Below are 14,115 nucleotides of genomic sequence, written 5' to 3'. Positions count from 1 at the left end.
TTGTTTGGCCTGCTTACGCGGGGGTCCTGCGTTATGCGCCGCTACGTACGAAAGTCGAGCGGCGTATCGCGCGGGTGAGAAATACCCTTTGAACCTGATCTGGATAATGCCAGCGCAGGGAAGCGTCCGGACTTCGCAGCGTCACTCCACACTCATCACAGCGAAGTCCGTCCACGTTCCGTCTCGTCTCCTGCGAAGCTGCCGTTCCCACTTTGCTTTGCATGGCACCTCGGTCACGCGCTCAAGCGCGGGTTCGGGCCCACACGGAGAGACATACATGAACGCGAACCCGAAGTTCGTTTCCGCCAACGCGCACGTCGACGAAGCCGCGGTCGCGCCGCTGCCCAATTCCCGCAAGATCTACGTGACCGGCTCGCAGCCGGACATCCGCGTGCCGATGCGCGAAATCACGCAGTCGGACACGCCTACGGGCTTCGGCGGCGAAAAGAATCCGCCGATCTACGTCTACGACACGTCGGGTCCCTACACCGACCCGGACGCGCAGATCGACATTCGCGCCGGCCTGCCCGCACTGCGCGAGGCATGGATCGAAAAGCGCGGCGACACCGAGCCGCTCGACGGTCTTTCGTCGCAATACGGCCGCGAGCGCGCCGCCGATCCGGCCACGGCCGAACTGCGCTTCCCGGGCCTGCACCGCACGCCGCGCCGCGCGAAGACCGGCAAGAACGTGTCGCAGATGCACTACGCGCGTCAGGGCATCGTCACGCCCGAGATGGAGTACATCGCGATCCGCGAAAACCAGCGCCGCGCCGAGTATCTGGAAAGCCTCGAGGCAAGCGGCCCGAACGGCGCCAGGCTCGCCGCGATGATGGGCCGCCAGCACGCGGGCCAGGCCTTCGGTGCCGCGGGCTTCGGCGTAGCGGCGCCCGGCGCCGACGCGCTCAAGCAAATCACGCCCGAATTCGTGCGCGAGGAAGTCGCGCGCGGCCGCGCGATCATTCCCGCCAACATCAACCACCCGGAAAGCGAGCCGATGATCATTGGCCGCAACTTCCTCGTGAAGATCAACGCGAATATCGGCAACTCGGCCGTGACCTCGTCGATCGGCGAGGAAGTGGACAAGATGACGTGGGCGATCCGCTGGGGCGGCGACACGGTCATGGATCTCTCGACGGGCAAGCACATCCACGAAACGCGCGAGTGGATCATCCGCAATTCGCCGGTGCCGATCGGCACGGTGCCGATTTACCAGGCGCTCGAAAAGGTCAACGGCAAGGCCGAAGACCTCACGTGGGAAATCTTCCGCGACACGCTCATCGAGCAGGCCGAGCAAGGCGTGGACTACTTCACGATCCACGCGGGCGTGCGTCTGCAATACGTGCCGCTCACGGCCAACCGCATGACCGGCATCGTCTCGCGCGGCGGTTCGATCATGGCCAAGTGGTGCCTCGCCCACCATCAGGAATCCTTCATTTACGAGCATTTCGAAGACATCTGCGAAATCATGAAGGAATACGACGTGAGCTTCTCGCTCGGCGACGGCCTGCGCCCCGGCTCGATCTACGACGCCAACGACGAAGCGCAGCTCGGCGAACTGAAGACGCTCGGCGAGCTCACGCAGATTGCGTGGAAGCACGACGTGCAGGTGATGATCGAAGGTCCGGGCCACGTGCCGATGCAGCTCATCAAGGAGAACATGGATCTCCAGCTCGACTGGTGCAAGGAAGCGCCCTTCTACACGCTCGGGCCGCTCACCACCGACATCGCACCGGGCTACGACCACATCACCTCGGGCATCGGCGCCGCGATGATCGGCTGGTTCGGCACGGCGATGCTGTGCTACGTGACGCCCAAGGAACACCTGGGCCTGCCGAACAAGGACGACGTGAAGGAAGGCATCATCACGTACAAGCTCGCGGCGCACGCAGCCGATCTCGCGAAGGGCCATCCGGGCGCGCAGGTGCGCGACAACGCGCTTTCGAAGGCGCGCTTCGAGTTCCGCTGGGAAGACCAGTTCAACCTCGGCCTCGACCCGGACAAGGCACGCGAATTCCACGACGAAACGCTGCCGAAGGACTCGGCCAAGGTCGCGCATTTCTGCTCGATGTGCGGCCCGCACTTCTGCTCGATGAAGATCACGCAGGACGTGCGCGATTTCGCAGCCAAACAGGGCGTGAGCGACGACGAGGCCCTGAAAAAAGGCATGGAAGTGAAGGCTGTCGAATTCATCAAGCAGGGCGCCGAGATCTACCAGCGCCAGTAAGCCCCCCCTGCAAGCTGCCCGCGCAGGGCATGCTCGACACGAAATCGACACGAAAGGGCGCGGTGCAAACCGCGCCCTTTGTTTTTGCGGTGCACGAAAAAAACGGCCGGGGAAACACTCTTTTACGAATCCAACGACTCGCTGACAAAGCCGAACAACCAGATACGGGATCGCCCGATACGATGGGAGTATCGGAGTTGCGGCCTGCGCCCGGCGCGCGGGCAACGCCGCTCGTCATTACCCTGGAGCCGGACATGAAAACCCTTGCACACGCGCGCATTCTCATTACCCTCGCGACCGCCGTCACGGCGGCGGCCAGCCTTGGCGCCTGCGACAACATGTCGACGCGCGATCGCGATACCGCGATCGGCGCGGGGGTGGGCGGCGTGGCCGGCGCGGCGCTCGGCGGCAGCGCGCTCTCGACGGTGGGCGGCGCAGCCGTGGGCGGCATTATCGGCAATCAGGTCGGCAAGTAACGTCACGCCGGCCCGCAAGACCTGAAAACGCAGCGCAAGACATAAGGCACGAACACCACCATCAGAACGACAGGCAAGGCAGCAATCAGAGAGGCGGCGCGGCGCATCCCCATCACCGGGGATGCGCCGCGTTTCGTTTTGCATTGCAATTGCGCGAAATACGCGGTTATCCCTGCGCAACACCAAGTCGCGCACGGCAGCGTAAGCTCGAAAGCTACCGGTGTTTGCGTGCCCCCTCGGGCGCGCGGCCGGCCGTCCGCTCACGGAGTCTGCCATGCCACGCCCGTTTGTGTCCCTCGCGCCCGCCCGTTCCGCACGCACCATACGCACCACGTGCGCCTTGCGCGGCATGGCGGCCGCCAGCGCCTTCGCCTCCACGCTCGCGCTTTCGGGCTGCTACTACTATTAACCGTATGGCTACGGCTATGGCTACGGCGCCACCCCTGCTTACGCCACGCAGCAGGAAACCGCGGTCGGCACCGTAGCTGCCGCGCCGGGCAACACGCCCGCCCCCAACGCCGTGCCCGACGCCCAATATCCAGGACCGCTCTACTCCACCCAGCCGGTAGCCATCGCCGTGCCTGCGTATGCCGCCTGGCCCGCGTACTACCCCGCGTGGGGCTGGGGCTGGGGCGGGCCCGCCGTGTCGTTCGGTTTCGGCTGGGGCGGACACTGGCATTGACGACTGCCGCCCCCCATGGCGCGCGTAATGCACTTTCCCTCGCGCGGCCCTCAATCTGGCGAGGCCGCCAGTTTCCCCTCCCTATTCGGTGCCGGACCGTACTTACCCTGCTTGACGCTCATGCCGCATTTTCTATGCTGCTATTGGGCATCGGGGACTGAAGCACGGCCTTAAATAACCGCCCATCTGAAACAGTGCACCGGCGCGCCGGGCGGCATCGACTGCGCCGATTCCAGAACCGCACAAAGGAGACGTCATGTTTCACCAGTTGTTGACTCCCATCGGCAATTCGCTCCTCCCTTCGTTTATCGTCGCCGCGCTTCCCATCCTCACCGTGCTCGCGCTGCTGGGCTGGGCCCGGCGCCCCGCGTGGCAGGCTTCGCTCGCGGGCCTCGTGGTCGGGCTGATCGTCGCGATCTTCGGCTGGCAGTTTCCGGCTGGCCTCGCCATCGACTCCGTGGTGGCGGGCGCCGTGTTCGCGCTCTGGCCGGTCATGTGGATCGTCGTCACGGCCATCCTGCTCTACAACATCGCACAGCGCTCCGGGCGCTTCGCGGCCTTTCGCATGTGGCTGCTCGACAATCTGCCGAACGACCGCCGCATCGTGCTCGTGGTCGTCGGCTTTTCGTTCGGCGCCCTCTTCGAAGGCATCTCCGGCTTCGGCACGCCCGTCGCGATCACGAGTTCGCTGCTCATCATGCTGGGCTTCCCCACGCTCGAAGCGCTCACCTTCACGCTGATCTTCAACACGGCGCCCGTGGCCTTCGGTGCGCTCGGCGTGCCGATCACGGTGCTCGGCGCCGTCACGCACCTGCCCGCCGACACGCTCGCGCAAATGGTCGGCCGCCAGTTGCCGTTCTTCGCGCTGCTGCTGCCGTTCTATGTGATCGCCATCTACGCGGGCGTGACCGGCATGCTGCGCATCTGGCCGGTGCTGCTCGTGGCGGGCGGCAGCTTCGCCATCACGCAGTTCGTGACGTCGAACTTCGTCAACTACAGCCTCACCGACGTGCTCGCTTCGCTGATCTCGCTGATCCTCACGATCGCGTTCCTGCGCGTCTGGAAGCCCGCGCCCGACCCGCAGTTCGAAATCCGGATCGACCGGGCGAAGGAAGTGCGCGGCACGGTATCGGGTGCGCAAGGCTGGTATCCGTGGCTGATCGTGGCCGTGGTCGTGATCCTGTGGACCATTGCGAAGGTCTTCGCGATCGGCGACACCAGGGTCCCCTGGCCCGGTCTCGACAAGGCGGTGTACATCACGCTCTACAAGGTGCCCTACGGCGCGATCTGGGACTTCCAGCCGCTCGCCACCGGCACGGCGATTCTCGTGGCCGCGATCATCACGGCGCTCGTCGTGCGCCTGAAGCCCGCCGATTTCGGCGGCGCGATCGTCGATACGTGGGTGCAGACGCGCATCGCCATCCTGACCGTCGCCACGATCGTCGGGCTCGCGTATCTGATGAACTACTCGGGGCTCACCTATACGCTCGGGCTCGGCGTTGCCTCGGTGGGCGCGCTCTTTCCGCTCGTCTCGGCCTTCCTCGGCTGGGTGGCGGTGTTCCTCTCCGGCAGCGACACCTCGGGCAATGCGCTCTTCGGCAACCTGCAGGTCGTGGCCGCGCGCCAGCTCAACCTGAACCCCGTGCTGATGGCGGCGACCAATTCGTCGGGCGGCGTGATGGGCAAGATGATCTCGCCGCAGAACATCTCCACCGGCGTCGCCACCACCGAGCTCAAGGGCAAGGAGGGCCACGTCTTCGCCCGCACGTTCAAGCATTCGATCCTGCTCACCGTGCTGCTGGGCATCCTGGTGTGGCTGCAGCAAAACGTGTTCACGTGGATGATTCCGCACTGAAGGCGCACGCCCCTCGCGGGCCTGGACGATAAAAAAAGCCCGCCTGCGCGTCGTGCGCAGGCGGGCTTTCTGTTTCCCGGACCCTGAGGTCTGCGAAGAAACTTAACGCAGTTCCGAAACGACGAGACCCATGATCTCCTGCGCCGGACGCGAGTTATCGACCTGGCCGCTGTCGTCCACGATCGCCACGCGCGTCTGGTTCTCGGTCACGGCGCGCACGTTCAGCTTGTACTGCTTCGCGACCTTTTCCTTGCGGCCATGGAACACCTGGTTCCAGAAGCCCTGCTCGTCGGACGTCATGTCCTTCGGATCGACGTAGCGCAGGTAGTAGATGCCCTTTGCGCGGTCGCTGTCGTCCACCGTGAAGTTCGCACGGTTGAGGGCGATGCCCACGCGCTGCCAGGCGCGGTCGTACGATTCGCCGAGCGTGAGTTCCGAAGACGTGTACTGGCCGCCCGTCTCGGCCTGAGCCTGCTTGCCGGCACCCGACTGCTGGCCCACTGCCGCGACGTTTTGCGCCGCCACGGCCGCCGCGGCCGCATCCGGACCCGCCGAGGTCGTGCTGGTGGCCTGGGTGGCGTTGGCCTTCGCGGCTTCCGCGTCGGCGAGCTTCACGTCGGGCACGCCCGGTTGCGCGCGCGCGAGCGTTGCCATCAGGCGCTTGAGGTACTCGGTTTCCAGCGCGGGGTCGTTAGGCTTGGGCACCCACTGGCTGTTGTCGTTGTTGATGCCGGTAAGCTGCTCGGACAGACCCTTCTGGCTGATGAAGATGTAGGTGCCGCCGGTCGGCGAGGTTTCGAGGCGCGTGCGGTACTTGTTGCGCTCCGCCGTGACGTAGGAATTACCCATGGCCCACGAAAGCGTGTTGCGGATGATGCCGTCCGAGAGCTTCGGATGCGTTTCGTTCCAGTCGGTTTCCATCACGCCCTTGTCGCGCTGGTCCGTCACCAGCAGGAAGCCCTGCTCCTGCCAGAAGCGGCGCACCTGGGCCCAGAGCTGGTCAGGCGTCTTGCTGTCCACGACCAGCCAGCTTTCCGTGCCGTCACGCTGGATATGCATGCCCGGCACCTGCGGCAGCACCTGGTTTTCGTCGGTGGGCGTCGCGGAGTTCTGCACCTGCTGCAGCGAGGACAGCGAGGTCTCGCCGCCTTGCGGCGCCAGCGAGCGCTGGTCGGCGGTTTCGTCGAGCATGTTCGGCGGAACGGCCAGCGACGACTCCTTGGCCTTCGAGTCGCTGCGGTAATCGATCTTGGTCGGCGACGGCGAGCTGCAGCCGGCGACCAGCCCGCCCGCCATCAGGAGCGCGGCGGCGCGGATGGCAAGACGTTGGTGAAAAGCAGTCATGTTCGGGTAATCCTTCGGCTACGCCACGGCCAGTTTCCGTGGATCAACCAGCCATTTTACCGGGCGAGAGGCGCCCTGTGCAAAAACCGCTGGACGGGATCGCGTTACGGGATCTGTCAGACCCCGGCAAACCACCGGCAACCTGCCGCGAATCCGACCCCTTAACGTTCGTCAACATTTATACGACGCGCAAATTTACACGAAAAATTGCCGTTTCAGCTTTTTATTCAACGCGATAGGGAATTCTCCCGCCCCTCTCCCGGTTTGCGCCAGGCGCTATGCCGAGGCCGCCTGGCTTGTGCAGCGGGCGCCGATGCTAACTTCGCGACATATCCCAAAAAAGAGCAATGCGCGAGGAAATCCGCAAAGGGGGCTCCATGACGACACGTCCATTCCTGCGCGCGGGGCGTCTCGCGGCCTGCGCGAGCCTGCTTGCCGCCAGCCTCGGGGCCGCCGCGCCCGCACAGGCCGCGCTGGGCGATACCGCAACGCCCGTAGCAGGTGCGACCACCCGCACTATCGCGGGAGGAACCGCCAGCGTGGTGAGCTACGTCGATGCCGGCGGCACGACGATCGACACCTATGTCGCCCGGGCCAACGGCGAAATCTTCGCGTACGCGTGGCACGGTCCGACGATGCCGAACCTCGCCGCCTTGCTCGGCCGTTACGCGGCCTCCTGGCGCAGCGGCGCGAGCGCCGCCCTCGACGCAGCGCGCGGCGACCTGCACAGCGCCCGCGTGGATCAACCCGATGTCGTGGTCGAAACGGGCGGCCAGATGCGCAGCTACGTGGGCCGCGCCTGGCTGCCGGCGGCGCTCCCCGCGGGCGTGAGCGAAGGAGACCTGCGATGATCCGCCGACTGCGCCTTGCCCCGTGCACGCTCATTTGCCCGCTCGCGCTCTGCGCCCTGCTCGCCGCCTGTGGCGGCGGAGGCAGCGGCGGAACCGCGGGCAGCAGCGCTCCCGCCTCGTCGGCCGCGCCGGCGAGCGGCGCCAGCACGACGAACACAACGAAATCGACTACCACGCCCTCCGTGCCGCAATCGACCACGGCGAACATCGTGCCGGTGAACGTCTCCACCTCGGCCACCTCCACGCGCAACATGCTGATGGCGAGCGTGACCGTCTGCGTGCCGGGCACGAACCAATGCGCGACCGTGGATAACGTCCAGGTGGATACGGGCTCGCAGGGCCTGCGCCTGCTCGCTTCCGCGCTGCCGGCGGGCTTCGCACTGCCGGGCGTGCCCGCGGGATCGGGCGGGCCGGCCAGCGCGCCGGCTGGCGAATGCGCGGTCTTCGGCACGGGCTACACGTGGGGCGCCGTGCGTTTCGCGGACGTGCAGCTTGCGGGCGAAACCGCGGCCTCGCTGCCTGTGCAGGTGATCGCGGACCCGTCGGTGCCCCCCGCGCCCAGCGGCTGCAGCGGCAGCGGCCTCGCGATGGACAGCGCGACGGCGCTGCGCGCGAACGGCATTCTGGGCGTGGGCGTCTTCAACGCCGACTGCGGCGCGGGTTGCACGAGCAATGCGCTTTCGCCGTGGTACTACGCCTGCGCCTCGGGCAACTGCACGGCCACCGCGCAGCCGCTGGCCCAGCAGGTCAGCAACCCCGTGGCGGCGTTTTCGGGCGATCACAACGGCGTCGTCATCGACCTGCCCGCCGTCACCGCAGACGGCGCCGCTTCGGTGAGCGGCTCGCTCATTTTCGGCATCGGCACGCAGGCCGACAACGGGCTCGGATCGGCGAGCGTGCTGCGCGCGAATACGGCCAGCGGCTTCGTGACGACCACTACCCCGGACGGCACGGTCTATTCGCAAAGCTATCTGGATAGCGGTTCGAACGCCTATCTCTTCTCGAACTCGACGCTCGCGCGCTGCGGCGCATGGTTCTGCCCGGCTTCGCCGCAAAACGAATCCGCGACGATAACGGGCACGGACGGCACGGCGGTGGCCGCGTCGTTCTCCGTCACCAGCGAGCAGACGCTGGTCGCCACGGGCAACTGGGCCTTCGACGATCTCGCCGGCTACAACGGCAGCGTGTTCGGCTGGGGCCTGCCGTTCTTTTATGGGCGCCGCGTGTATACGGCCATCGAGGCGCAGCAGACGCCCGCGGGTGTCGGGCCGTTCTTCGCGTTCTGAGATTCGTGGGGGGATGCGTTGGCGGGCTAGCGGCCCGCGAACTGCTGACCGAGGCCGCAGTCCGTCTGCCCGCTGCCCATCGCGTCGCGCCGCTTGACCACGGTCACGCGGCGGCGAGCGGCGTCACTCGTCGTCGGACGCGTTCGGGTCGGGGGTCGTTTTGGCGAACGCGGGCGGTGCAAGCCAGCGGAACGAAACGAGGCCCGACTCGTTGAACATGCATTCGGCGGCGGTTTGCGTGAAGGTGGGCTTCTTGATGCCGAGCTTTTGTGCAAGCGCCGCGACCGGCGTGGCGGGCTTCGGCTCGGCCTTGTCCGCCGAGGCGCCCGATGCCGCAGCAGCCACTGCGGCACCGCTCGTCGCGAGAGGTGCAGAAGCGCCTTGCGGTGCGAGCGCACCCGAGGCGGACGAAGCCGACGAAGCGGCTGAAGCCACTGCCGCAGCAGAAGCGGCGGACACCGCCATGGCACCCGACGCCACCGACGCCTCCACGGCCGCCGCAGCCGCAGAAGCCGCAACCGGCGGCTTCGCGAGCTGCCCTTCCACCACCACGCGCTGACCGCGGTACGACACGGCACTGTGCGTGATCGACAGCGTGTTGCCCGGCGACACCTCGGCAAGACGGCTCTGCATCGCGTCTTCGCATGCGCTGGGGTTGCGGTACATCGAGACACATCCCGCAAGCAGGGACGCAGCGGCCGCAAGGCCGAGGAAGCACGCTTTCCGTTTGTTCATCGCTCATCCGTATTCAGGCTGCCGCAATTGTAGCGTAAGGGCCCGCACGCCTCGTGGCGCCCCCCCTCCTCGCGGCGCGCCAGCCTGCTATCATCGCAACTGTATATCCGTACAGTGCCGCGCGTGCTCCCCGACTCCCCCGATCCGTTCTATTACCTCGCCAATTTCGAGCGCGCGCTCGGCTGGCTGGCTGCGCGCTGCGCCGATCTGTTCGACGAGAGCGAAGCCCGCTTCGCGCAGCGCTTCGGCGCGTTGCCGCGCGCCTCGCGCGCCCTGTTCGTGCGCATGCTGATGCGCAAGGGGCCGCACTTTCGCGCAAGCCGGCTCGACTATGCGGAGATCGGCTGCCCGCGCGCCGCGGCCGCGGCGCTCGTGGCCGAGGGCTGGCTCGACGCAGCCCCTACGCTCGCGCTCGATGCACTCGCGCCGCTCGTCACGAAGGCGGAACTGCAGGCGCTCGCCGTCACGCTCGACATCGCCACGGATGCGCGCGCAGCATGCACGTCGACCCGCACAGCCGCCCTCGCCGCACTGGAGCAAGCCGTACCCCCGCCGCGCGACTGGCACGCGTGGTTCCCGGATTCGGCCGATACGGTCTTCCATCTTGCCGCGGCGCCGCTGTGCGAGCGGCTGCGGCTGATGTTCTTCGGCAACCTGCGGCAGGACTGGTCGGAGTTCGTGCTGGCCGATCTCGGCATCTATCGCTACGAGAGCGTGCCCTTCGACGAAGCCTCGCGCGCTTTCCACCATCGCCGCGACATCGACACCTGGCTCGCGCTGCGCGACTGCCGCGAGCGGATCGAGACGGACCCGGAGACGATTGCCGTGGCGCTCGATACGCTCGACGCTCTGGCGCCCCGCACCGCGGACAACGCGTGGCTGCGCGCGCGTCACGACCGCGCGCGCCACGCGGCAGGCCAGGCGGCCGAGCGCGCCCGCGAACCGGAACTGGCCTGGCGCGCGTATCTGGAGTGCGGACATCCCGAGGCTCGCTACCGCCGCGTGCGCGTGCTGGAGCAACTCGGGCGCCGCGACGAAGCGGTGGCGCTTGCCGAGGCCATCGCCGCGGCGCCCGTCAACGAAGAAGAAGCGCAGCGCGCGGCGCGCACGCTTGGCCGTCTGCAACGGCAACGCGGCTCGCGCGCCACCCAGGACGCCGCCGCCGCACAGGTCGGCGCCGTGGCGGAGCTCACGCTGCCGGGGGCAAAAGCGGATCTGCGCGTGGAGGAAGCCACGCGCCTGGCGCTCGCCACCGACGAGGCGCCGGTGTTCTATGTCGAGAACACGCTCATCAACAGTCTCTTCGGCCTGCTGTGCTGGCCCGCGCTCTTCGCCCCGTTGCCCGGCGCGTTCTTCCATCCGTTCCAGCGCGGCCCCGCCGATCTGCACGCCGCCGATTTCGTCGCCCGCCGCGCCGACCGGTTCGCCACCTGCCTCGCCGAACTCGAAACCCGCGCGTACCGCGCAACGATCGAGCGGCGCTACGTCGAAAAGCACGGCATTCAATCGCCGTTCGTCGCATGGCCCGCGTTGAGCGCCGGGTTGCTGAGCGTCGCGCTCGACTGCTTTCCCGCCGCGCATCTGCGGCTGTGGTTCGAGCGGCTCTTGCGCGACCCCACGGCGAACCGTTCGGGCCTGCCGGACCTCGTGCGCTTCTGGCCCGCCGAGCGGCGCTACGAGTTGATCGAAGTGAAGGGCCCCGGCGACCGCCTGCAGGATAACCAGCGCCGCTGGCTTGCGTACTGCGCCGCGCACGCCATGCCCGTAACGGTGCTGCAGGTGCGCTGGGCGCCAGCGCCGCTTGCGCTCGACGCCACCGCGCCATGAGCTACACCGTCGCGGTGCGCACGCTCTGCGAGTTCACCGCGAAACGCGGCGACCTCGATCTGCGCTTCACGCCCGCGCCCGACGCGAGCGAGGGCCGGGCCGGACATGCCGCGATTGCGGCGCGGCGCCCCGAGGGCTTCGAAACCGAGGTCGCCCTCGCCGGCAGCTACGGCCCGCTGACCGTGCGCGGCCGCGCCGACGGCTACGACCCCGCGCGGCAGCGGCTCGAAGAGTTCAAGACCTATCGCGGCGATCTCGACGCCATGCGCGAGAACCAGCGCGCGCTGCACTGGGCGCAGTTGCGCGTCTACGGCGCGCTGATGTGCGAGAAGCTCGGCATCGAGACGATCGAACTGGCGCTCGTCTATTACGACATCGCATCCGGCCGCGAAACGGCGCTCGTCGAACAGGCGGGTGCGCGGCAACTGCGCGAGGCATTCGAAGCGCAGTGCGAGCGCTTCGTCGCGTGGGCGAACCAGGAAAGCGCGCACCGCGCGGCGCGCGACGCCGCGCTCGAAACCCTGCGCCTGCCGCACGCGTCGTTTCGCGCCGGTCAGCGCGAACTCGCCGAAGGCATCTGGCGTGCGGCTACGCAAGGCCGGTGCCTGCTTGCGCAAGCGCCCACCGGCATCGGCAAGACCCTCGGCACGCTGTTTCCGCAGTTGAAGGCCTGCTCGCGCGCCGCCATCGACAAGGTGTTTTTCCTCAGCGCGAAGAGTTCGGGCCGCCAGCTTGCTCTCGATGCCCTCGAAACGCTCGCCGCCGCGCAAGACCCGGCCGACGCGCCCGCATCGACGCCCCTGCCGTTGCGCGTGCTCGAACTCGTTGCGCGCGAGAAGGCCTGCGAGCATCCCGATCTCGCCTGCCACGGCGAATCGTGTTCGCTCGCCCGCGGCTTCTACGATCGCCTGCCCGCCGCGCGCAGCGCCGCGCTTGCGCGCGTGCGTCTCGACAGGGCCGCGCTGCGCGACGTCGCGCGCGAGCATGCGGTCTGCCCGTATTACCTCAGCCAGGAACTCGCGCGCTGGTGCGACGTGATCGTCGGCGACTACAACTACTATTTCGATGTGAGCGCCATGCTGTTCATGCTCGCCGCGCACAACCAGTGGCGCGCGAGCGTGCTCGTGGACGAAGCGCACAATCTGCCCGAACGCGCCCGCACGATGTACTCGGCCGAGCTTACGCAAACGCGCGTGGACGCTGTGCGCCGTGCTGCAAGCGCGCCGGTGAAGCGCGCGCTCGCGCGGCTGCAGCGCCACTGGAATGCGCAGAACGCGGTGCGACCCGACGCCTGGCGCGCGAGCGACACGCTGCCTGCGGAGTTGCTCGCCGCGCTCGGCGACGTTATCGGCGCGATTGCCGATCAGTTGGCCGAGCCGGGACTCGTGCGCGACCCCGAGATGGAGCGCTTCTACTTCGACGCGCTCCACTTCGCCCGCATGGCCGAGCGCTTCGACGAACACGCGATGTTCGACATCACGCCGCTGCCCGCAGCGGGCGCGCGCCGCACGCGCTCGGTGCTGTGCATCCGCAACGTGGTGCCGGCCGGCGCGCTCCGGCCGCGCGTTGCAGCGGCGCACAGCCTCGCGCTCTTTTCGGCCACGCTCGCGCCCACGCATTACTACACCGACATGCTCGGCCTGCCCGCCAATACCGTGAACCTCGATATCGGCACGCCGTTCAGCGCCGCCCAGCTCGACGTGCAGATCGCGCGCCACATCTCCACGCGCTACAAGGACCGCGCGCGCTCGCTCGATGCGATCATTGCGTGCATTGCCGCGCAGTATCGGGCGCGGCCCGGCAACTACCTGTGCTTCTTCAGCAGCTACGAGTATCTGCAACTGGCCGCGGATGCCATCGTCGCGCAGCACCCGCACATCGACGTCTGGCTCCAGTCGCGCACCATGGACGAAGCGCAGCAGCAGGCCTTTGTCGCGCGCTTCGTGGAAGGCGGCCGCGGGCTCGGCTTCGCGGTGCTGGGCGGTGCGTTCGGCGAAGGCATCGACCTGCCCGGCACGCGGCTGATCGGCAGCTTCATTGCGACGCTGGGCATGCCGCAGGTGAATCCCGTGAACGAAGCCCTGCGCGAACGCATGGATACGCTCTACGGCGCGGGCTTCGACTATACCTACCTGATCCCGGGCCTGCGCAAGGTGGTGCAGGCCGCGGGCCGCGTGATCCGCAGCGAACAGGATCGCGGCGTCGTGCATCTGCTCGACGACCGCTTCGCGCGGCCCGACGTGCGGGCGTTGCTACCCGGGTGGTGGCAGCTCGGGTGAGCAAACGCGCCGCACCGGCGCTCAGCCTGACTTCGACTTGCCCGCGCCTGCGCCCTTGCCGTTCTTCTTCGACGGCGGGGGCGGTTCGGCCGTGACATCGTCGGCGGCAATGTCCGAGGCAATCGACTTGCCGTCGGGCACCGGATTCGCTGCAGCGCCCTTCGCCTTTTTCGACGGCTTGCCCGCCTTCACGTCTGGGGGGACGGCGAGCTTGTTGAATGTCGTCTCGTCGTTCGCCTTGTCGTAGCCAATCTCGACCGTGTCGCCCGTTTGCAGCGCGTCGCCGAGTATTTCCTTCGCGAGCCGCGTCTCCACTTGCTGGCGAATCTGCCGCTTCAGTTCGCGTGCACCGAACTCGGGTTGATAACCCACCTCCACCAGATGATCGACGAGCGCATCGCTCATCTTCAGCGTAATGTCCTGCGCCGCCGCCGTACGCACCACGCGGTCGAGCTGGATCTGCACGATCGAGCGGATGTTCTCCTTCGAGAGCGCATGGAACACGATCACTTCGTCGATGCGGTTCAGGAACTCGGGGCGGAAGTGGCCCTTGAGA

11 protein-coding genes, 1 pseudogene and 1 riboswitch are annotated in these 14,115 nt (G+C 67.5%); of the genes and pseudogenes, 9 read left to right on the top strand and 3 right to left on the bottom strand.

All coding sequences use genetic code 11. The features are described 5' to 3' along the window. Positions 1–9 precede the first annotated feature (9 nt). A riboswitch (TPP riboswitch) is annotated at positions 10–139 on the top strand. A 138-nt stretch (positions 140–277) separates the two neighbouring features. The 5 genes from thiC (at position 278) to BFE01S_RS03120 (ending at position 5,237) form a co-directional block, all read left to right on the top strand. Continuing rightward, positions 278–2,224 (top strand): phosphomethylpyrimidine synthase ThiC, encoded by a 1,947-nt coding sequence (gene thiC / locus BFE01S_RS03135; RefSeq protein WP_028224351.1) that lies wholly within the window; start codon positions 278–280, stop codon positions 2,222–2,224. 254 nt (positions 2,225–2,478) lie between these two features. Further along, positions 2,479–2,700, top strand: coding sequence for a glycine zipper 2TM domain-containing protein (locus BFE01S_RS03130; RefSeq protein WP_042337136.1), 222 nt, complete (start codon positions 2,479–2,481; stop codon positions 2,698–2,700). A gap of 274 nt (positions 2,701–2,974) precedes the next feature. Then, complete coding sequence (locus BFE01S_RS46190; protein WP_281177388.1) at positions 2,975–3,109, top strand: hypothetical protein; 135 nt, start codon at positions 2,975–2,977, stop codon at positions 3,107–3,109. Positions 3,110–3,220: 111 nt separating this feature from the next. Then, positions 3,221–3,382: a hypothetical protein gene (locus BFE01S_RS43885; RefSeq protein ID WP_156966887.1), complete on the top strand. Its 162-nt coding sequence runs from the start codon at positions 3,221–3,223 to the stop codon at positions 3,380–3,382. A gap of 256 nt (positions 3,383–3,638) precedes the next feature. Next, positions 3,639–5,237: an L-lactate permease gene (locus tag BFE01S_RS03120; RefSeq protein ID WP_028224349.1), complete on the top strand. Its 1,599-nt coding sequence runs from the start codon at positions 3,639–3,641 to the stop codon at positions 5,235–5,237. A 102-nt stretch (positions 5,238–5,339) separates the two neighbouring features. On the opposite strand, the gene bamC is transcribed toward BFE01S_RS03120, so the two are convergent. Beyond that, positions 5,340–6,581: an outer membrane protein assembly factor BamC gene (gene bamC / locus BFE01S_RS03115; RefSeq protein ID WP_028224348.1), complete on the bottom strand. Its 1,242-nt coding sequence runs from the start codon at positions 6,579–6,581 to the stop codon at positions 5,340–5,342. A 377-nt stretch (positions 6,582–6,958) separates the two neighbouring features. Between bamC and BFE01S_RS03110 the strand changes: the two genes are divergently transcribed. Together BFE01S_RS03110 and BFE01S_RS03105 are read left to right on the top strand one after the other, a co-directional pair. Then, the gene (locus BFE01S_RS03110; RefSeq protein ID WP_028224347.1) at positions 6,959–7,432 is read left to right on the top strand and encodes a DUF2844 domain-containing protein; all 474 of its coding nucleotides are present in this window, start codon (positions 6,959–6,961) and stop codon (positions 7,430–7,432) included. Next, the gene (locus BFE01S_RS03105) at positions 7,429–8,718 is read left to right on the top strand and encodes a DUF3443 domain-containing protein (protein WP_042337134.1); all 1,290 of its coding nucleotides are present in this window, start codon (positions 7,429–7,431) and stop codon (positions 8,716–8,718) included. The genes BFE01S_RS03110 and BFE01S_RS03105 overlap by 4 nt, the downstream gene beginning before the upstream one ends. Before the next feature lie 123 nt (positions 8,719–8,841). On the opposite strand, the gene BFE01S_RS03095 is transcribed toward BFE01S_RS03105, so the two are convergent. Then, entirely contained in the window at positions 8,842–9,453 is a 612-nt protein-coding gene (locus tag BFE01S_RS03095) for a hypothetical protein (RefSeq protein ID WP_028224345.1), read from the bottom strand. 123 nt (positions 9,454–9,576) lie between these two features. Between BFE01S_RS03095 and BFE01S_RS03090 the strand changes: the two genes are divergently transcribed. Both BFE01S_RS03090 and BFE01S_RS03085 read left to right on the top strand, forming a co-directional pair. Further along, the gene (locus tag BFE01S_RS03090; RefSeq protein WP_028224344.1) at positions 9,577–11,280 is read left to right on the top strand and encodes a VRR-NUC domain-containing protein; all 1,704 of its coding nucleotides are present in this window, start codon (positions 9,577–9,579) and stop codon (positions 11,278–11,280) included. Then, positions 11,277–13,559: an ATP-dependent DNA helicase gene (locus tag BFE01S_RS03085; protein WP_028224343.1), complete on the top strand. Its 2,283-nt coding sequence runs from the start codon at positions 11,277–11,279 to the stop codon at positions 13,557–13,559. Before BFE01S_RS03090 ends, BFE01S_RS03085 begins: the two co-directional genes overlap by 4 nt. Before the next feature lie 21 nt (positions 13,560–13,580). Here BFE01S_RS03085 and BFE01S_RS37155 read toward each other — a convergent pair. Continuing rightward, positions 13,581–14,115 (bottom strand): annotated as a pseudogene (locus tag BFE01S_RS37155) (Clp protease ClpC); the annotation flags it as partial.

Origin of the sequence: Paraburkholderia ferrariae NBRC 106233, assembly GCF_000685035.1 — a bacterium.
Taxonomy (GTDB): domain Bacteria; phylum Pseudomonadota; class Gammaproteobacteria; order Burkholderiales; family Burkholderiaceae; genus Paraburkholderia; species Paraburkholderia ferrariae.
This window is presented reverse-complemented; position numbering and strand designations above follow the sequence as displayed.

What these genes read in the sequence shown, in the direction of transcription:
- thiC (WP_028224351.1), top strand. Translation starts at nt 278, where the DNA reads ATGAACGCGAACCCGAAGTTCGTTTCCGCCAACGCGCACGTCGACGAA.
- BFE01S_RS03130 (WP_042337136.1), top strand. Translation starts at nt 2,479, where the DNA reads ATGAAAACCCTTGCACACGCGCGCATTCTCATTACCCTCGCGACCGCC.
- BFE01S_RS46190 (WP_281177388.1), top strand. Translation starts at nt 2,975, where the DNA reads ATGCCACGCCCGTTTGTGTCCCTCGCGCCCGCCCGTTCCGCACGCACC.
- BFE01S_RS03120 (WP_028224349.1), top strand. Translation starts at nt 3,639, where the DNA reads ATGTTTCACCAGTTGTTGACTCCCATCGGCAATTCGCTCCTCCCTTCG.
- bamC (WP_028224348.1), bottom strand. Translation starts at nt 6,581, where the DNA reads ATGACTGCTTTTCACCAACGTCTTGCCATCCGCGCCGCCGCGCTCCTG.
- BFE01S_RS03110 (WP_028224347.1), top strand. Translation starts at nt 6,959, where the DNA reads ATGACGACACGTCCATTCCTGCGCGCGGGGCGTCTCGCGGCCTGCGCG.
- BFE01S_RS03105 (WP_042337134.1), top strand. Translation starts at nt 7,429, where the DNA reads ATGATCCGCCGACTGCGCCTTGCCCCGTGCACGCTCATTTGCCCGCTC.
- BFE01S_RS03095 (WP_028224345.1), bottom strand. Translation starts at nt 9,453, where the DNA reads ATGAACAAACGGAAAGCGTGCTTCCTCGGCCTTGCGGCCGCTGCGTCC.
- BFE01S_RS03085 (WP_028224343.1), top strand. Translation starts at nt 11,277, where the DNA reads ATGAGCTACACCGTCGCGGTGCGCACGCTCTGCGAGTTCACCGCGAAA.